The sequence below is a fragment of the Burkholderia mycopellens genome (genome assembly GCF_964265025.1).
In the GTDB taxonomy this organism is placed as follows: Bacteria; Pseudomonadota; Gammaproteobacteria; order Burkholderiales; family Burkholderiaceae; genus Burkholderia.
The window spans coordinates 2,966,633-2,983,698 of sequence record NZ_OZ183803.1 but is presented as its reverse complement, the minus strand read 5'-3'; the positions used below and the strand labels follow the sequence as shown (position 1 = coordinate 2,983,698).

General features: G+C 67.4%; 17 protein-coding genes and 1 riboswitch. Of the genes, 14 read left to right on the top strand and 3 right to left on the bottom strand.

The window, feature by feature from the left end:
- The first annotated feature begins 6 nt into the window (after positions 1-6).
- From ACPTTC_RS31580 to arsH, 7 genes are all read left to right on the top strand, one after another.
- Positions 7-1,530, top strand: a complete 1,524-nt coding sequence (locus tag ACPTTC_RS31580) for an efflux RND transporter periplasmic adaptor subunit (RefSeq protein ID WP_423395324.1) — start codon at positions 7-9, stop codon at positions 1,528-1,530.
- The gene (locus ACPTTC_RS31575; RefSeq protein ID WP_423395323.1) at positions 1,527-4,733 is read left to right on the top strand and encodes an efflux RND transporter permease subunit; all 3,207 of its coding nucleotides are present in this window, start codon (positions 1,527-1,529) and stop codon (positions 4,731-4,733) included. Before ACPTTC_RS31580 ends, ACPTTC_RS31575 begins: the two co-directional genes overlap by 4 nt.
- Positions 4,730-5,101, top strand: coding sequence for a copper-binding protein (locus tag ACPTTC_RS31570; RefSeq protein ID WP_423395322.1), 372 nt, complete (start codon positions 4,730-4,732; stop codon positions 5,099-5,101). The genes ACPTTC_RS31575 and ACPTTC_RS31570 overlap by 4 nt, the downstream gene beginning before the upstream one ends.
- A gap of 194 nt (positions 5,102-5,295) precedes the next feature.
- Positions 5,296-5,628, top strand: coding sequence for an ArsR/SmtB family transcription factor (locus ACPTTC_RS31565; protein ID WP_423395321.1), 333 nt, complete (start codon positions 5,296-5,298; stop codon positions 5,626-5,628).
- A complete protein-coding gene (gene arsB / locus ACPTTC_RS31560) occupies positions 5,625-6,695 on the top strand; it encodes an ACR3 family arsenite efflux transporter (protein WP_423395320.1) in 1,071 nt (356 codons plus the stop codon). Before ACPTTC_RS31565 ends, arsB begins: the two co-directional genes overlap by 4 nt.
- Positions 6,696-6,715: 20 nt before the next feature.
- Complete coding sequence (arsC, locus tag ACPTTC_RS31555) at positions 6,716-7,138, top strand: arsenate reductase (glutaredoxin) (protein WP_175909135.1); 423 nt, start codon at positions 6,716-6,718, stop codon at positions 7,136-7,138.
- Positions 7,116-7,853 carry an arsenical resistance protein ArsH gene (arsH, locus tag ACPTTC_RS31550; RefSeq protein WP_423395319.1) on the top strand — a complete coding sequence of 246 codons (738 nt, stop codon included), beginning with the start codon at positions 7,116-7,118 and terminating at the stop codon, positions 7,851-7,853. The genes arsC and arsH overlap by 23 nt, the downstream gene beginning before the upstream one ends.
- Before the next feature lie 81 nt (positions 7,854-7,934).
- Here the strand turns inward: arsH and ACPTTC_RS31545 are convergent, their stop codons facing one another.
- Entirely contained in the window at positions 7,935-8,945 is a 1,011-nt protein-coding gene (locus ACPTTC_RS31545; RefSeq protein WP_423395318.1) for a sodium:calcium antiporter, read from the bottom strand.
- Between the two features lie 74 nt (positions 8,946-9,019).
- Positions 9,020-9,194: riboswitch (yybP-ykoY riboswitch) on the bottom strand.
- A gap of 120 nt (positions 9,195-9,314) precedes the next feature.
- Between ACPTTC_RS31545 and ACPTTC_RS31540 the strand changes: the two genes are divergently transcribed.
- Genes ACPTTC_RS31540 through ACPTTC_RS31530 form a run of 3 tightly spaced genes read left to right on the top strand, consistent with a single transcriptional unit; the run spans position 9,315 to position 11,072 of the window.
- A complete protein-coding gene (locus ACPTTC_RS31540) occupies positions 9,315-9,590 on the top strand; it encodes a metal/formaldehyde-sensitive transcriptional repressor (protein WP_039354022.1) in 276 nt (91 codons plus the stop codon).
- Positions 9,591-9,600: 10 nt separating this feature from the next.
- Positions 9,601-10,884, top strand: coding sequence for a CDF family Co(II)/Ni(II) efflux transporter DmeF (gene dmeF, locus ACPTTC_RS31535; protein ID WP_423395317.1), 1,284 nt, complete (start codon positions 9,601-9,603; stop codon positions 10,882-10,884).
- 2 nt (positions 10,885-10,886) lie between these two features.
- Positions 10,887-11,072, top strand: coding sequence for a DUF1289 domain-containing protein (locus ACPTTC_RS31530; RefSeq protein WP_272545136.1), 186 nt, complete (start codon positions 10,887-10,889; stop codon positions 11,070-11,072).
- Positions 11,073-11,154: 82 nt separating this feature from the next.
- On the opposite strand, the gene ACPTTC_RS31525 is transcribed toward ACPTTC_RS31530, so the two are convergent.
- Both ACPTTC_RS31525 and ACPTTC_RS31520 read right to left on the bottom strand, forming a co-directional pair.
- Positions 11,155-12,564: a heavy metal sensor histidine kinase gene (locus ACPTTC_RS31525; RefSeq protein WP_423395316.1), complete on the bottom strand. Its 1,410-nt coding sequence runs from the start codon at positions 12,562-12,564 to the stop codon at positions 11,155-11,157.
- Positions 12,561-13,232 (bottom strand): heavy metal response regulator transcription factor, encoded by a 672-nt coding sequence (locus ACPTTC_RS31520; RefSeq protein ID WP_175965530.1) that lies wholly within the window; start codon positions 13,230-13,232, stop codon positions 12,561-12,563. The genes ACPTTC_RS31525 and ACPTTC_RS31520 overlap by 4 nt, the downstream gene beginning before the upstream one ends.
- A 233-nt stretch (positions 13,233-13,465) precedes the next feature.
- Here ACPTTC_RS31520 and ACPTTC_RS31515 point away from each other — a divergent pair, with 233 nt between their 5' ends.
- The 4 genes from ACPTTC_RS31515 (at position 13,466) to ACPTTC_RS31500 (ending at position 17,020) form a co-directional block, all read left to right on the top strand.
- Positions 13,466-13,858, top strand: a complete 393-nt coding sequence (locus ACPTTC_RS31515) for a hypothetical protein (RefSeq protein WP_423395315.1) — start codon at positions 13,466-13,468, stop codon at positions 13,856-13,858.
- Between the two features lie 90 nt (positions 13,859-13,948).
- On the top strand, positions 13,949-14,230 hold the full coding sequence (locus ACPTTC_RS31510; RefSeq protein WP_423395314.1) for a hypothetical protein: 282 nt from the start codon (positions 13,949-13,951) through the stop codon (positions 14,228-14,230).
- Positions 14,227-15,723 carry a TolC family protein gene (locus ACPTTC_RS31505; protein ID WP_175965533.1) on the top strand — a complete coding sequence of 499 codons (1,497 nt, stop codon included), beginning with the start codon at positions 14,227-14,229 and terminating at the stop codon, positions 15,721-15,723. Before ACPTTC_RS31510 ends, ACPTTC_RS31505 begins: the two co-directional genes overlap by 4 nt.
- Before the next feature lies 1 nt (position 15,724).
- Positions 15,725-17,020, top strand: coding sequence for a multicopper oxidase family protein (locus ACPTTC_RS31500; protein WP_423395313.1), 1,296 nt, complete (start codon positions 15,725-15,727; stop codon positions 17,018-17,020).
- Positions 17,021-17,066 lie beyond the last annotated feature (46 nt).

Sequence of the window (17,066 nt, the reverse complement as noted above, 5' to 3'; positions counted from 1 at the left end):
AACGACATGACGAAGCAAATATGGGCCCGCGCGGCCGTGCTGGCGTTCGCCGGTGCCGCGCTGCTCGGCGCGGGTTATTTCGTGGGCGCACGCCATGCGGCGGCGACCGACATCGCCGCATCGCCCTCGCCGGGCAACGCCGATTCGAAAAGCGGCCGCAAGGTGCTGTACTGGCACGACCCGATGGTGCCGAACCAGCACTTCGACAAACCGGGCAAATCGCCGTTCATGGACATGCCATTGCAACCCGTCTATGCGGACGAAGGCGGCGGTTCGTCAGGCATCCGGATCGATCCGGGCCTGCAGCAGAACCTCGGCATCCGCTATGCGACCGTGCGCCGCGAGCAGACGGCGGCCGGCTTCGATGCGGTGGGCACCACGCAGTTCGACGAGTCGCGCGCGGATGTCGTCCAGTCGCGTGTCACCGGCTACATCGACCGTCTCTATGCGCGCGCGCCGATGCAGCGCATCGTGAAGGGCGCGCCGATCGCGTCGCTGTTCGTGCCGGACTGGCTCGCGCCGCAGGAGGAATACCTCGCGCTCAAGCGCGGCGGGATGGACGGCAGCCTGCTCGATGCCGCGCGCGCACGGATGCGGGCGCTGTCGATTCCGGACGGCATGATCGCGAGCCTCGATCGCACCGGTCGCGCGCAGACGCATGTCGTGCTGACGGCGCCGGAAACCGGCGTCGTCAGCGAGCTGAACGTGCGCGACGGCGCGATGGTCGCGCCCGGTCAGACGCTCGCGAAGATCGCCGGGCTGGCGACGCTGTGGCTCATCGTCGAGGTGCCGGAAGCGCTGGCGCTGAACGTGCAGCCGGGGATGCCGATCGACGCGACGTTCGCCGGCGACCCGGCGCGGCATGTCACCGGACGCATCCGCGAAGTGCTGCCCGGCATCAGCACGAGCAGCCGGACGCTGCAGGCACGCGTCGAGATCGACAACGCCGCGTTGAAGCTCACGCCCGGCATGCTGATGCGCGTGCGGGTCGCCGCGCGGCAGACCGTGTCGCGCCTGCTCGTGCCGTCCGAAGCGGTGATCGCGACGGGCAAGCGCTCGATCGTCATCGTGAAGAACCGCGACGGCCGGCTTCAGCCCGTGACGGTGACGCCGGGTAACGACGTCGGCAGCGACACCGAAGTGCTCGGCGGGCTGAACGAAGGCGACACGGTCGTTGCGTCGGGGCAGTTCCTGATCGATTCCGAGGCGAGCCTGAAAAGCGTGCTGCCGCGGCTGGAAAGCGGCGCCGGCGCGAGCGCGGCGGGGGCGAAGTCCGTGTCGGCGCCGACAGCGGCGGCACCCGCCTACGAGACCACCGGCAAGGTCGAACAGGTCACGGCCGACGACATCACGTTCTCGCATCAACCCGTTCCGGCGCTCGGCTGGGGGGCAATGACGATGACGTTCGGCAAACCGTCGGCCACCGCGTTCCCGGACGTGAAGCCCGGCCAGACGGTGCGCTTCGCGTTCACGCGGAACGACGACGGCTATCGGCTGACGAAGGTCGAACCGCAGGGAGGCGAACGATGATCGCGCGCATCATTCGCTGGTCCGTCCACAACCGCTTCCTCGTGCTGCTCGCCACCGTGCTGATCGCCGCATGGGGCGTCCACTCGCTCGGGCAGACGCCGCTCGATGCGTTGCCCGACCTGTCGGATACGCAGGTGATCGTGAAGGCGTCGTATCCGGGCAAGGCGCCGCAGATCGTCGAGGATCAGGTGACCTATCCGTTGACGACCACGCTGCTCGGCGTGCCCGGCGCGAAAACCGTCCGCGCGTATTCGTCGTTCGGCGACGCGTTCGTCTACGTGCTGTTCGACGACCGCACCGATCCGTACTGGGCGCGTTCGCGCGTGCTCGAGTACCTGAGCCAGGTGCAGAGCCGGCTGCCCGCCGGCGCGACGGTGTCGCTCGGGCCGGATGCGACCGGCGTCGGCTGGGTGTACGAGTACGCGCTCGTCGATCGCACCGGTCGTCACGATCTCGGGCAACTGCGCGCGCTCAACGACTGGTTCCTGAAGTTCGAGCTGAAGGCGGTGCCGGACGTGTCGGAAGTCGCGAGCATCGGCGGGATGGTGCAGCAGTACCAGGTCGTGCTCGATCCGGACAAGCTGCGTGCGTACGGCATCACGCAGGCGGAAGTCGCGACCGCGCTCGGCAACGCGAACCAGGCGTCCGGCGGCTCGGTCGTCGAGCTGGCCGAGTCGGAGTACATGGTGCGCTCGACCGGCTACCTGCGCACGCTCGACGAGTTCCGGCAGGTGGTGCTGCGCACGAACGACGCCGGTACGCCGGTGCTGCTCGGCGACGTCGCGCGCATCCAGGTCGGCCCGGCGATGCGGCGCGGGATCGCGGAGCTGAACGGGCAGGGAGAGGTGACGGGCGGCGTCGTCGTGATGCGTTCCGGCAAGAACGCGCTGACCACGATCGATGCGGTCAAGGCGAAGCTGGCCGACCTGAAGCGTTCGCTGCCGCCCGGCGTCGAGATCGTCACGACCTACGATCGCTCGCAGCTGATCGAGCGCGCGGTGGGCAACCTGAAGGACAAGCTGGTCGAGGAGTTCGTGATCGTCGGGATCGTCTGCGCGGTGTTCCTGTTTCATCTGCGCAGCGCGTTCGTCGCGATCCTGTCGCTGCCGCTCGGCGTGCTGGCCGCGTTCATCGTGATGCGCTACCAGGGCGTGAACGCGAACCTGATGTCGCTCGGCGGGATCGCGATCGCGATCGGCGCGATGATCGACGCGGCGATCGTGATGATCGAGAACGCGCACAAGCATCTCGAGGCGTACGACCACGCGCATCCCGGCGAGCCGCTCACGGCCGCGCGACGCTGGGAGCTCGTCGCGACGTCGGCCGCGGAGGTCGGGCCCGCGCTGTTCTTCTCGCTGCTGATCATCACGCTGTCGTTCATCCCGGTGTTTTCGCTGGAAGGGCAGGAGGGCAAGCTGTTCGCGCCGCTGGCGTTCACCAAGACCTACACGATCGCCGCCGCCGCCGGCCTGTCGGTGACGCTCGTGCCGGTGCTGATGGGTTATCTCGTGCGCGGCCGCATTCCGCACGAGCACGCGAATCCGATCAACCGCGTGCTGATCCGTGCATACCGGCCGCTGCTCGAAGCGACGCTCAGGCGCCCGTGGGCCGCGATCGGCGTCGCGGTCGTCGCGCTCGTGCTGACGGCCGTGCCGTTGTCGCGGCTCGGCGGCGAATTCATGCCGCCGCTCGACGAAGGCGACCTGCTGTACATGCCGACCGCGCTGCCCGGCATCTCGGCCGACCAGGCGAGCGCGCTGCTGCAGCAGACCGACCGGCTGATCAAGACCGTGCCCGAGGTCGACACGGTGTTCGGCAAATCGGGCCGTGCCGATACCGCGACCGATCCCGCACCGCTTGAGATGTTCGAGACGACGATTCGCTTCAAGCCGCGCAGCGCCTGGCGGCCCGGCATGACGCCGGAGAAGCTCGTCGACGAACTCGATCGCACGGTGAAGGTGCCGGGGCTGTCGAACGTGTGGGTGCCGCCGATCCGCAACCGGCTCGACATGCTGTCCACCGGCATCAAGACGCCGGTCGGCGTGAAGATTTCCGGGCCGGACCTGGCCGGGATCGACGCGATCGCGAAGCAGGTCGAGGCCGCGGTGAAGCCCGTGCCGGGCGTGACGTCCGCGCTCGCGGAACGGCTGAACGGCGGCCGCTACATCGACGTCGACATCGACCGCCTCGCCGCCGCGCGCTACGGGCTGTCGGTGGCCGACATCCAGTCGGTCGTGTCGTCGGCGGTCGGCGGCGAGGATGTTGGCGAAGTGATCGCGGGGCGCGAGCGCTTCCCGATCAACCTCCGCTACCCGCGCGAGGTGCGCGATTCGGTCGAGAACCTGCGGCAACTGCCGGTCGTTACCGCGCGCGGCGCGCAGATCCGCCTGGGCGACGTCGCGCGCATCGCGATCGCCGACGGCCCGCCGATGATCCGCAGCGAGAACGCGCGGCTGTCCGGCTACGTGTACGTCGACATCCGCGGCACCGATCTGCGGAGCGCCGTGCGCGCGATGCAGCAGGCCGTTGCGCAACAGGTCGCGTTGCCGCCCGGCTATTCGATCGCGTGGTCGGGGCAGTTCGAGTATCTCGAACGCGCGGCGGCCAAGCTGCGGACCGTCGTACCGGTGACGCTCGTGGTGATCTTCGTGCTGCTGTTCCTCACGTTCGGCTCGGCGGCCGATGCGCTGCTGCTGATGTCGACGGTGCCGTTCGCGCTGGTCGGCGGCTTCTGGCTCGTGTGGGCGCTCGGCCATGCGGTGTCCGTCGCGACGTCGGTGGGCTTCATCGCGCTCGCGGGCGTGGCCGCCGAATTCGGCGTCGTGATGCTGCTGTACCTGAAGGGCGCGCTGCAGCGCCGGCTGGATGCCGGCGAATCGCTGACCGAGGCGCTGCTGCTCGACGCGATCCGCGAAGGCGCGGTGTTGCGCGTGCGCCCCAAGGCGATGACGGTCGCCGTCGTGCTCGCCGGCCTCGTGCCGATCATGGTCGGGCACGGCGCCGGCTCCGAAGTCATGCAGCGCATCGCCGCGCCGATGGTCGGCGGCATGGTCACGGCGCCGCTGCTGTCGATGTTCGTCATTCCCGCCGCATGGCTCCTGCTGCAGCGCCGTCGTGCGCGAAGCGTGGCCCGCGCGCGGCATTCCGAATCTGTTCCTCACGGCACGAAGGTGCCATCCATCCCAACCGGAGAATCCCGATGAAGAAGCTGATTACCCTCACCGTTGCTGCCGCCGCCGTTCTTGCTGCCGGCGCGGCCGTCACCCCCGCCTTTGCCGCCGGCGACATGGCCGGCATGGACATGTCCGGCATGAAGATGTCGTCGGGCGGCATGGCCGAGTCGAATGCCGCGCTGACCGACGCCGAAGTGAAGAAGGTCGATGCCGCGACCGGCAGGATCACGCTGAAGCACGGCGCGCTCGAGAACGTCGGGATGCCGCCGATGACGATGGCGTTCAAGGCGAAGGACGCGGCGATGCTCGAGCACGCGCATCCGGGCGACCAGGTCAAGGTGCGCATCGAGAAGGTCGACGGCGTGCTGACGATCGTCAAGCTGGTGAAGGCGTCCTGACCTGAGCGCGCGCCGGTGCATTGCCCGTCCGCGAGGCGGGCGGCTGCACCGGCGCCGTGCGTATCGGGCTGGAAGCGGCTCGGGCGGCTGCGTCTGACGGTGCGCGAAGGGCTTGCGGGCAGCCACGCACGGGCTCGGCATCATCATTTCAACAATGCTTGAAATATTGAAATGATGGCGCTATCCTTCGCGCCATGGACTCCAATCTCGTCGTGCGCGCGTTGGGCGCGCTTGCTCATGAAGCGCGCCTCGCGATCTTTCGCGCGCTGGTCGTGGCCGGCCCCGAAGGGCTGCCGGCCGGCGCGATCGCCCAGCAGATCGGGCTGTCACCATCGAGTCTGTCGTTTCATCTGAAGGATTTGTCGCACGCAGATCTCGTCACGGCGCGCCAGGACGGCCGGTTCATCTATTACGCGGCGAATTTCGAATCGATGCGCAGGCTCATCGGGTTCCTGACCGAGAACTGCTGCGCCGGCGCTGCCTGTGACGTACCGGCTGCGCCCGACTGTTGCGGAGGCGGCGCGTGAGCGGCTCGAACTTTGCACGGCCGCAAGCCGCGGCGGCCGCGCCCGCCATCGGATGCTTCGAGCGCTGCCTGAGCGTCTGGGTGGCGCTGTGTATCGTGCTCGGCATCGCGCTGGGCCAGGCGCTGCCCGCGCTCTTTCAGCACATCGGCCGCATGGAATACGCACAGGTCAACTTGCCCGTCGGGCTGTTGATCTGGGTGATGATCGTGCCGATGCTGGTCAAGGTCGACTTCGGTGCATTGCATGAGGTTCGGCAGCACGTGCGGGGGATCGGCGTCACGCTCGTCGTGAACTGGCTCGTCAAGCCGTTCTCGATGGCGTTGCTCGGCTGGCTGTTCATCCGGCAACTGTTCGCGCCGATGCTGCCGGCCGACCAGATCGACAGCTATATCGCCGGCCTGATCCTGCTGGCCGCCGCGCCGTGCACGGCGATGGTGTTCGTGTGGAGCCGGCTGACGGGCGGCGATCCGCTGTTCACGCTGTCGCAGGTCGCGCTGAACGACAGCATCATGGTGATCGCTTTCGCGCCGCTGGTCGGCCTGTTGCTGGGGATGTCCGCCATCACGGTGCCGTGGGCGACGCTGCTCACGTCGGTCGTGCTCTACATCGTCATCCCGGTGATCGTCGCGCAAGGGTGGCGCAGGCTGTTGCTCGCGAAGGGGCCGGCGGCGTTCGACCGCGCAATGGCGAAGGTCGGCCCGTGGTCCGTTGCCGCGCTGCTGGCCACGCTGGTGCTGCTGTTCGCGTTCCAGGGCGAGGCGATCCTGAAGCAGCCGCTGGTGATCGCGCTGCTCGCGGTGCCGATCCTGATCCAGGTGTTCTTCAACGCAGCGCTCGCCTACGGGCTCAATCGCCTCGTCGGCGAGCAGCACAGCATCGCGTGCCCGTCGGCGTTGATCGGTGCGTCCAATTTCTTCGAGCTGGCCGTGGCGGCCGCCATCAGCCTGTTCGGTTTCCACTCCGGCGCAGCGCTCGCGACCGTCGTCGGCGTGCTCATCGAAGTGCCGGTCATGCTGCTCGTCGTGCGCGTCGTCAACCGCTCGAAGGGCTGGTACGAGCGCGCGTGAAATCATTCAGGAATCCGGAAATGACCGACATCACGATCTATCACAACCCCGAATGCGGCACGTCGCGCAACACGCTGGCGATGATCCGCAACACCGGCGTCGAGCCCCGCGTCGTGCTTTATCTCGACACGCCGCCGGGTCACGAGGAACTGCGCGCGCTGATCGCGGCGATGGGCATTCCCGTGCGCGACGTGCTGCGGCGCAAGGGGACGCCTTATGACGCACTCGATCTCGACAATCCGAAATGGCGTGACGAGGATCTGATCGGCTTCATGGTCGCTCACCCGCTGCTGATCAATCGCCCGATCGTCGTGACGCCGCTCGGCACGCGGCTGTGCCGCCCGTCGGAGCGGGTGCTCGAGATCCTGCCCGATCCGCAGCAAGGGCCGTTTGCGAAGGAGGACGGCGAAATCGTGATCGATGCGGCGGGCAAGCGTGTCTGACTGCCTGAACGACCTGCCGCAACTCGATGCCACGCTCTTTCGTGTGCCGGACGCGAGCCGGCTGCAACCCGTGCAGCCTTCGACGCATCCGCCTCGGATCGTGCTGCTGTACGGGTCGTTGCGCACGCGCTCGTTCAGCCGGCTGCTGGTCGAGGAAGCGGCGCGGTTGCTGACGGCGATGGGCGCCGAAGCCAGGATCTTCAATCCGTCCGGATTGCCGATGCCCGACGATGCGCCCGACGACCACCCGAAAGTGGCGGCGCTGCGCGAACTCGTGCAATGGTCGGAGGGCATGGTGTGGTGCTCCCCCGAGCGTCACGGCGCGATGACCGGCGTGATGAAATCGCAGATCGACTGGATTCCGCTGTCGGTCGGCGCGGTGCGGCCGACGCAGGGCAAGACGCTGGCGGTCATGCAGGTCAGCGGCGGATCGCAGTCGTTCAACGCGGTCAACCAGATGCGCGTGCTCGGGCGCTGGATGCGCATGCTGACCATTCCGAACCAGTCGTCCGTCGCGAAGGCGTTCATGGAATTCGGCGACGACGGCCGGATGAAACCCTCCGCGTATTTCGATCGGGTCGTCGACGTCATGGAGGAACTGGTCAAATTCACGCTGCTGACGCGCGACGTCGGCGCGTACCTGACGGACCGGTACAGCGAGCGCAAGGAAAGCGCCGAGCAACTGTCGCAGCGTGTGAACCAGACGCGCATCTGAAGCGCGCGCCGGCGGGCGGCGCAGTGGTGCTCCGTTCGCGCGGGGCAGCGGGATCGCGCGCGGCGGGCCCGTTGAGCAGGATCAGCGCGCCAGCGTCAGGAACAGGTAGCCCGCATAACCCGCGCCGTTCGCCAGCAACGCCCAGATCGCGAGGCCGCGCGTGCGCGCATTGAAGCGCAGCCACGCCGCCGCCGCGAGCGTGATGATTACGCCGGTCAGCACTTCGGGGCGCGGCTCCCACGGCGTCAGCATGATGCCGATCGCCGGCAGCAGCGTGCCCTGGAACACCATCGCGCCGGTGATGTTGCCGAACGCGAGCGTGTCCTTCCCGCGGCGAATCCACAGCACGCTGTTGACCTTCTCCGGCAGTTCCGTCGCGATCGGCACGATGATCAGCGACAGCAGCAGCGCCGAGATGCCGAGCGCGTGCGACACGCCTTCCACGCCGTGAATGAAGCCCTTCGCGCCGCCAACCAGCAGCGCGACGCCGATGAGCAATTGCAGCGCGATCGTCGCGAGGTTGGTCGGCACACCGAGGCGTGACAGGAACATCGTGTGCGGCGCCTCGGTGCCATGCCCGGCATCCACGAGCTGATTCGATGCGCGGAACGTCATCACCACATACATCACGTAGATGCCGACCAGCATCACGGCGAGCAGCGCACGCACGGCCCCGTTGTGATGCGGGACGAACATCGCGGCGGTGGCCAGCGAGAACGCGGCGAGAAAGTAGTTCATGTCGCGCACGAATCCCGTGCGTTCGGGCGCGATCGTGCCGCGCAGCCCTCGCGAGCGGATCACGGCGAGCGTCATCAGGAAGGTCGTGAGCGTCGCGAGCATCAGCGGCGCGCCGAGAATCGCGCCGACGCCGATCTCCTCGTTCACGGCCTGGTTCGCGGTGCCGCCGGCGAGCGCGAGCAGCGGCACCATCGTTTCGGGCAGCGCGGTGCCGACGGCCGCGAACAGCGAACCGGTGACGCCTTCGGAAATCTTCAGGCGTTCGCCGAGATGTTCGAGCGCATTGGTGAAGACTTCGGCGGCGATGAGAATGACGATCAGCATGAACGCCAGCTCGACGAACATGAAAGTCATGCGGCACCTCCGCAGGCAAGGGTGCGGACGGCGGCGAAACGCGGGGGGAAGACGGTGGGGAACATGGGGACTCCGTGGTCGGACGCTGACGAACCATGGCGCATCCACCGACGTCCGACCAGGAACGACGCGATGCGCCCATGGTCTCGCCAAGCCGATCAGGCTGAACGCGCCACGGCCGCAGGCCGAGTGTGTTGACGCGTTCGCTTTCCGGGGACGGAAAGCAGGCTACTCCCCAAAGACGAACGGCAGTCTAGCCGAGCGAATGGCTTTCGGCAAGCCTTCATCTCGCAAAAATATACCCCTCTCCCCTATAGGGGCAGCCTTCTGGATATATACTCCCCCTCCCTATCCAGGAGTCCGTCGGCGATGAGCCATACCGTTCGTGAAAAACAGAAGCTGCTGAACCGAGTGCGCCGTATCAAGGGCCAGGTCGAGGCGATCGAGCGCGCGCTCGGGGAAGAGCGCGGCTGCAACGAGGTGCTGCAATTGATCACGAGTTGTCGCGGCGCGATGAACGGGCTGCTGGCCGTCGTGCTGGAGGACCACATTCGCGAACACATGGTCGATGCCCATGGGCCGGATGAGCACGAAGGCAGCGCGACCGAGCAGCTGATCGACGTGGTGCACAGCTATTTCAAGTAATCGGGGGGACATGAACAATTTCACGAATGACGCGTTCGGCGCGGGGCATGACCATATCTTCCTCGGCGCCGCGCACGAGCAGAACGAGCGGCGGACATGGATGGTGATCGGGCTGTGCGCGGCTATGATGGTGGCCGAGATAGTCGGCGGTACGCTGTTCGGGTCGCTGGCGCTCGTCGCCGACGGGCTGCACATGTCGACGCACGCGGGCGCGATGCTGATCGCCGCACTGGCCTATACCTATGCGCGCAGGCATGCCGACGATCCGCGTTTCGTGTTCGGCACCGGCAAGCTGGGCGACCTGGCCGGGTTCACGAGCGCGATCGTGCTCGCGATGATCGCGATCCTGATCGGCTACGAGGCGATTGCGCGTTTGCTGGCGCCGGTGCCGATCCATTTTGGCGAGGCGATTCCGATCGCGGTGCTCGGTCTCGCGGTCAACCTGGCGAGCGTGTGGCTGCTGAGCGGTGGGCATCACGGGCACGATCATGGCCACCATCACGGGCATGGACACGGCCATGGGCACCTGCACGACGATCACGCGGATGAAGCCATGAGGGTGTTCTCGACAGCCGGCGTGTTCGACGTATCGGTGTTCGAGGACGGCGTGCCGCCGGTGTTCCGGATCGCGCCTGCAACCGGCGAGTCGAGCCTCGACGGGGTTTCTGCATCGATCACGACCGTCCGCTCCGACCAATCGCGACAGCGTTTCACGATGGTCGCGCGCGACGGCTTCCTGGAATCGCGCGAGACCATTCCCGAGCCCCATGCGTTCGATGCGATCGTGACGCTGAACGGCAACGAGCACGCACTTACGTTCGTCGAACACGATCATCATGAAGGCGTGCACGCTGCCGCGGCCCGCGATCACAACATCCGGTCGGCCTACGTTCACGTGATCGCCGATGCCGCTGTGTCGGTGCTGGCCATTATCGGCCTGCTGCTCGCGCGTGCCTTCGGCTGGGTCTGGATGGACCCCGTCGCGGGCATCATCGGCGCACTCGTCATCGCGAACTGGTCGTACGGTCTGATGCGCGATACGGGCGGCATCCTGCTCGACGTCAACGTCGATCGCAAGCTGGCGGAGCGCGTGCGTCATGCGATCGAGGCGCTTGGCGACAAGGTCAACGATCTTCACGTGTGGCGTGTCGGCCCCGGCCACATGAGCGCGATCGTGTCGGTCGAGACCGTCGATGCGGTGCGCGACGCGCGCTTCTACCATGCACTGGTCAAGAGCTTTGGCGGCTTGTCGCACGTGACCGTCGAAGTGATGGCGCCGGCGAAGGCGGCCTGACCATGGCCGTGAAATCGCCGTGTATCGAGCTGTGCGCGTTCGATGGCCGCACCGGATTCTGCGTGGGCTGCTTGAGGACGCGGGACGAGGCACGTGACTGGAAGAAACTGACCGACCATCGCCGGCACCGGATACTGAACGACCGCAATCGCCGCCAGGCGAAGATCCGGCGCGAGCCGGGAGAGTGAAGGTGTTCGGCGACGGTGGTTGTCGTGTTTCGTTCGGCGTCGCACCGGCCGTCATGCCGATGCGACAGGCGGGGTAACTGGCTTACCCTTCGGTGCCCCGCGGAAAATAAAGCGCGAACGTCGTGTGCCCGTCGCGGCTCGCGACCTCGACCTTGCCGCGATGCAGCTCCATGATCGACTTCACGATCGCGAGCCCGAGCCCCGCGTTGCGCGCCGCGCCGTGCCGCGACGAATCGATGCGATAGAAGCGCTCGAAAATCTTGTCGACCTGTTCGGGCGGAATCGCGGCGCCGCGATTCGTGACTTCGACGAGCGCGTAGCTGCCTTGCGCGGAAACCGCCAGCTCGATCGTCGACGCGGCTTCCGCATGTTCGAGCGCATTCGACGCGAGATTGCTCACCGCACGCCGGAACAGCGTCGCGTCCGCGACGACCGGCGCCTCGCCGTGCACGTCGATGCGCACGCCGGCTTCATCGGCCAGCGCCTGGAAATACGAAGCGAGCCGGCGCAGCTCGCTGCCCGCGTCGAGTTCGGCGGTTTTCAGGTGCTGCCGCGCATTGTCGGTGCGTGCGAGAAACAGCATGTTCTCGATCATCCGCTGCAGCCGTTCGCATTCCTCGATGTTCGAATCGATCAGCGCTTCGTATTCGTCGGTCGTGCGCGCGCGCGACAGCGTGACCTGCGACGAGCTGATCACGTTGGCGAGCGGCGTGCGCATGTCGTGCGCGAGATCGGACGAGAACTGCGACAGCCGCACGAACGCGCGTTCGAGGCGGTCGAGCATCCGGTTGACCGACGTCGCGAGTTCGCGCAGCTCGACCGGGCCGCCGCGTGCGTCGAGCCGGGCATTCAGGTTATGGGCCTCGATGCGCGACGTCTGCCGGCCGAGGCTCTCGACCGGACGCAGGCCGCGCGACGCGACCGCGTAGCCTAACGCGCCGACCAGCAGTGCGCCCACCGCCGCCGCGAGCCAGATGTCGACGCGATAACTTTCAAGCAGCGACTGGCGATCGGTCGCCGTGCGCGCGAGCGCCACCTGGATCGCGTCGCCGGACGGCAGCGTGGCGCGTGCGTAGACGCAACGCGACGTGCCGATGCCGGGCGGCGAGCACGTGAACGGCCCGTTGGCTCCGCCGGCCGGATGCGGCGCAGCGATCGCCGACGCCAGCGTGTTGCCGGCTTCGTCGGAATGCGCGACGATCGCGCGATTCTGCGCATCGTAGATGCCGAGATACACGCCCGGGTGCGACAACAGCACTTCATGAAACACGGCCGGATCGGCCCGCAGCGCGGCGATCGATCCGCTCGCGTGCGCGAGCTGCAGGAACTGGTTGAGCTTGCCGGAGATCTCGATGTCGTCGCGCCGCGTCAGCTCGGCGGACAGCGAGCGATACAGGTACGCGCCGGTCAGCGCGAACACGAGCGCGGCGACGGCGGCGAACGCGAGCGTCAGGCGCCGCAGCAGCGAGTACGAGCCGGGGCTGCGCGTCACGAACGATCCTCGAGCACGTAGCCCATCCCGCGGATCGTTTGGATCAGCTTCGTCTCATACGCGTTGTCGATCTTCGCGCGCAGGCGCTTGATCGCCGCATCGACGACGTTCGTGTCGCTGTCGAAATTCATGTCCCAGATCTGCGACGTGATGAAGGTGCGCGTCAGCACTTCCCCCTCGCGCTCGGCGAGCAACTGCAGCAGCGCGAATTCCTGTGCGGTCAGGTCGATGCGGGTGTCGGCGCGCCGCACGCGGCGGCGGATCAGGTCGACTTCGAGATCGGCGACATGCAGGATGTCGCGTACGTTGCGCGGCGCGCGCCGCAGCAGCGAGCGGATGCGTGCGAGGAACTCGGCATACGCGAACGGCTTGAGCAGGTAGTCGTCGGCGCCCAGTTCGAGCCCGGCGACCTTGTCCTCGATCGCCTCGCGCGCCGTGAGCAGCAGCACGGGCGTCTGCTTTTGCGCGCGCAGCCGCCGGAGCACCTCGAAGCCATTCAGTTCCGGCAGCATCACGTCGAGCACGACGAGATCGAAATCCTCGTGCAGCGCGAGGAACAGCCCGTCCTTGCCGTTTTCCGCGACGTCGACCGTGTAGCTCGCCTCCATCAGCCCCTTCCGGAGGTACGACGCCATCTTGGGTTCGTCTTCGACTATCAGTATCCGCATGGTGGGGCAGGCTGTCCGTGATTCCAGTCGGTCAGTGTAACGCGTGAGCTTACGGCGCCGCGCGTGCGCGAAGGATGACCGGAGGATGACGGAATTTTCATGAAACCCCGGTCATGTATCGGCCATGTCGTCGTCACCGCGGCGGCGATAAGCTGCGGCCGTCTTGTCCCCGGAGCGCGCCGTCTACGCGTCGCGCCGGCCCATCCGGTCGTTGCCTGCGTGATTCCGCATCCATGTCGTACTGGCGCAAATTCTTCGTCGTCGTGCTGCTGGCGCTGAGCCTGCCGATCCAGTCGTTCGCGACCGTGTCGATGGCATGTGCGGGTGCGGGCGTGGCAATGCCGTACGGGGAGAGCGGGGCAAGCGCTGGTGACTCGGCCGTGCCGCATGCGATGCCGGGCACGCAGGGTGGCCAGCATACGCACGCGCACGGTGATCATGCGGGACATGCCCAGCCGTGCGCCGCGTGCGGGTCCTGCTGCCTCGGCACCAGCATGGCGGATCTTCCCGCGATGTCCGTTGCGTCGGGTACCGGTATCGCGATCGTCTCGTTCGCGCCGACGCCGGTCGTCGTGTCGTTCCTGACCGGCGGCATCGACCGGCCGCCGCGCCGGCTTCTCGTCTAGCCCCAGCCCGCGGCCCCAACCGGCCGCGCTCCGCAATCCGCTCCGGCGGCGGCATCCCGTCCGCCGGGCGACTCAAGACGAGACCCATTCATGCGATTGATTACTGCGGCGCTGCTTGGCGCGGCGGCCCTGGTGCCGTCGTTCGCGCCTGCGCAAACCCCGTTGCCCGATCCGGCGGACGCCGCTGCGGCGGTGCCGGACGTCACAGTGACGTCCGCGTTCGACGGCTACCGGCCGTACCGGGACGACGAAGGCCCGGGCTGGAAGCAACTGAACCGGGACGTGATGGAACGACCGGCGAAAGGACGAGCGACTGGCGGCGCGGCCGGAAGCGGCGCCGCGCATTCGAAACATGGAGGAGCCGCGCAATGACGATGCTTGCGATATCGCCGAGGATCGGCGCGGCCGCGGCCATGCTGGTGTTCCTCGCGGGCTGCACGACGTTCTCGAAGGACGGCGGCTTCGACACGGTGTCGTCCGCCGCATCGGAACGCATCGGACAAGATGCGATCGTGGTCAAGACCGACGCCGACCGCGAAGCCGTCGACAAACGGACGAAGGAGTTGCTTGCCAAGCCGCTGTCGATCGACGACGCGGTGCAGGTCGCGCTGCTGAACAACCGTGGCCTGCAGGCGTCCTACGCGGAATTGGGACTATCGGAGGCCGATCTCGTCCAGGCCGGCCGGCTGCCGAACCCCCGCTTCGCGTTCAGCCGCACACGCGCCGGCGACGGCGAGCTGACGCTCGGCCGCACGTTCTCGGCGAACGTGTTCGCGCTGCTGACGATGCCGCTCGCGACGAACATCGAGCGCCGCCGCTTCGAGCAGACCAAGCTGGAGACGGCCGACGCGATGCTGAAGGTCGCAGCGGACGCACGCCATGCGTACGTCGAGGCCGTCGCAGCCGAGCAGGCCGCGAACTATGCAGAGCAGGTGCGCGATGCCGCGAGCGCCGCCGCTGAACTCGCGCTGCGCATGCGGCAGGCCGGCAACTTCAGCCGCCTCGATTACGCGCGCGAACAGGCGTTTCATGCCGACGCGGTCGCGCAGCACGCAAAGGCGCGCCAGCAGGCCGTGGCCGCGCGCGAGAAGCTCACGCGCGCGATGGGCCTGTGGGGCGAGCGCACGCAGTACGCGCTGCCGGAGCGCTTGCCCGATCTGCCGAAAGCGCGGCCGAACCTGCCCGATCTTGAACGCTTCGCGATGACCAACCGCTTCGACATCCAGGCCGCGAAGCTGCAGACGCAGGGCGTCGCGTCGTCGCTCGGGCTGAGCAAGGCCACGCGCTTCGTCAATGCGGTCGACCTCGGCTACGTGAACAACTACGAGACCGGCAAGGGGCACGAGCACGGCTACGAGATCAGCGTCGAGATTCCGTTGTTCGACTGGGGAGGCGCGAAGGTCGCGCGGGCCGAGGCCGTCTACATGCAGTCGGCGAACCGGCTCGCGAAGACGGCCATCGATGCGCGTTCCGAAGTGCGCGAGTCGTATGCGGCATATGTGACGAGCTACGACGTCGCGGCCCACTATCGCGACGAAGTCGTGCCGCTGCGCAAGACGATCTCCGACGAGCTGCTGCTGCGCTACAACGGGATGCTCGCGAGCGTGTTCGAGCTGCTGACCGACGCACGCGAACAGGTCGGCGCGGTCAACGGCTACATCGATGCGCTGAAGGATTACTGGCTCGCCGAAACCGATCTGCAGATGGCCGTTGGGGGCCGGCTGCCGACCGAGGGCGCCACGCCGCGCACGACGCAATCCGTCGAACCCGCATCCACTTCAAACGCCGACGCTGCGCCGCAGCCGGCTTCCACCCCCGCGGCGCAACCGGTGCCCGCGACGCAACCGCATCCGGAAGGTCATTGACATGGTGTCCCGTCGACAATTTCTCAGCGGCTCGGGCGCCGCGCTGCTGGGCGCCGCGATGGTCAGCAAGGCCGGCGCCGCGTCGCTGCCCGAAGCGCCCACGATGGCGAAGACCGCCACGCAGCCGCCGCTCATGCCGCCGAACGGCCGCCCGTACACGCCCGTCGCGACGCTGAACGGCTGGACGCTGCCGTGGCGGATGAAGAACGGCTGGAAGGAATTCCACCTGACGGCGGAACCCGTCGTGCGCGAAATGGCGCCCGGCATGAACGCGCACCTGTGGGGCTACAACGGCCAGTCGCCGGGCCCGACGATCGAGGCCGTCGAAGGCGACAAGGTGCGAATCTTCGTGACCAACCGGCTGCCCGAGCACACGACGATCCACTGGCACGGGCTGCGGTTGCCGAACGGGATGGATGGCGTCGGCGGCCTCACGCAGCCGCATATCCCGCCCGGCAAGACCTTCGTCTACGAGTTCCAGCTGGAAGCGCACGGCACGTTCATGTACCACCCGCACGCCGACGAGATGGTGCAGATGGCGATGGGGATGATGGGCATGTTCATCGTGCATCCGAAGGACCGCGGCACGATGCCGGTCGATCGTGATTTCGTGTTCCTGCTCGCCGCGTACGACATCGATCCGGGCAGCTACACGCCTCGCGTGAACGAGATGACCGACTTCAACATGTGGACCTTCAACTCGCGCGTGTTCCCGGGCATCGATCCGCTGCCGGTGCGCGCGGGCGACCGCGTGCGGATTCGCTTCGGCAACCTGACGATGACGAACCACCCGATCCACCTGCACGGCTACAGCTTCGAAGTCGCGGGCACCGACGGCGGGTGGATTCCGCCGGCCGCGCGCTGGCCAGAAGTGACGGCCGATGTCGCGGTGGGCCAGATGCGCGCGATCGAGTTCACTGCCGATCGCCCGGGCGACTGGGCGTTCCATTGCCACAAGTCGCATCACACGATGAATGCGATGGGCCACCAGGTGCCGAACCTGATCGGCGTGCCGCAGAAGGATCTCGCGCAGCGCATCGGCAAGCTCCTGCCCGACTACATGGCGATGGGCAGCACGGGCGGCGCGATGGGCGGCATGGAGATGCCGCTGCCCGACAACACGCTGCCGATGATGACGGGCACGGGCCCGTTCGGGCCGCTGGAGATGGGCGGGATGTTCACGGTCTGCAAGGTGCGGCAGGGGCTCGGCCGCAACGACTATCGCGATCCGGGCTGGTTCCGGCATCCGAAGGGCACTGTCGCGTACGAGTACACCGGCGAACTGCCGGACGGCTGAGCAGCAGCATGCGGCGGCTGCTCACAGGCGGCCGCCGGTTTCATTT

Excerpts from the sequence above, each read along its gene's own strand:
- ACPTTC_RS31510 (WP_423395314.1), top strand. The coding sequence starts at position 13,949 with ATGCGATTGATTACTGCGGCGCTGCTTGGCGCGGCGGCCCTGGTGCCG.
- ACPTTC_RS31520 (WP_175965530.1), bottom strand. The coding sequence starts at position 13,232 with ATGCGGATACTGATAGTCGAAGACGAACCCAAGATGGCGTCGTACCTC.
- ACPTTC_RS31505 (WP_175965533.1), top strand. The coding sequence starts at position 14,227 with ATGACGATGCTTGCGATATCGCCGAGGATCGGCGCGGCCGCGGCCATG.
- ACPTTC_RS31500 (WP_423395313.1), top strand. The coding sequence starts at position 15,725 with ATGGTGTCCCGTCGACAATTTCTCAGCGGCTCGGGCGCCGCGCTGCTG.
- ACPTTC_RS31530 (WP_272545136.1), top strand. The coding sequence starts at position 10,887 with ATGGCCGTGAAATCGCCGTGTATCGAGCTGTGCGCGTTCGATGGCCGC.
- ACPTTC_RS31545 (WP_423395318.1), bottom strand. The coding sequence starts at position 8,945 with ATGACTTTCATGTTCGTCGAGCTGGCGTTCATGCTGATCGTCATTCTC.
- ACPTTC_RS31565 (WP_423395321.1), top strand. The coding sequence starts at position 5,296 with ATGGACTCCAATCTCGTCGTGCGCGCGTTGGGCGCGCTTGCTCATGAA.
- ACPTTC_RS31540 (WP_039354022.1), top strand. The coding sequence starts at position 9,315 with ATGAGCCATACCGTTCGTGAAAAACAGAAGCTGCTGAACCGAGTGCGC.
- ACPTTC_RS31515 (WP_423395315.1), top strand. The coding sequence starts at position 13,466 with ATGTCGTACTGGCGCAAATTCTTCGTCGTCGTGCTGCTGGCGCTGAGC.
- dmeF (WP_423395317.1), top strand. The coding sequence starts at position 9,601 with ATGAACAATTTCACGAATGACGCGTTCGGCGCGGGGCATGACCATATC.
- arsC (WP_175909135.1), top strand. The coding sequence starts at position 6,716 with ATGACCGACATCACGATCTATCACAACCCCGAATGCGGCACGTCGCGC.
- ACPTTC_RS31570 (WP_423395322.1), top strand. The coding sequence starts at position 4,730 with ATGAAGAAGCTGATTACCCTCACCGTTGCTGCCGCCGCCGTTCTTGCT.
- ACPTTC_RS31575 (WP_423395323.1), top strand. The coding sequence starts at position 1,527 with ATGATCGCGCGCATCATTCGCTGGTCCGTCCACAACCGCTTCCTCGTG.
- ACPTTC_RS31580 (WP_423395324.1), top strand. The coding sequence starts at position 7 with ATGACGAAGCAAATATGGGCCCGCGCGGCCGTGCTGGCGTTCGCCGGT.
- arsH (WP_423395319.1), top strand. The coding sequence starts at position 7,116 with ATGCGGCGGGCAAGCGTGTCTGACTGCCTGAACGACCTGCCGCAACTC.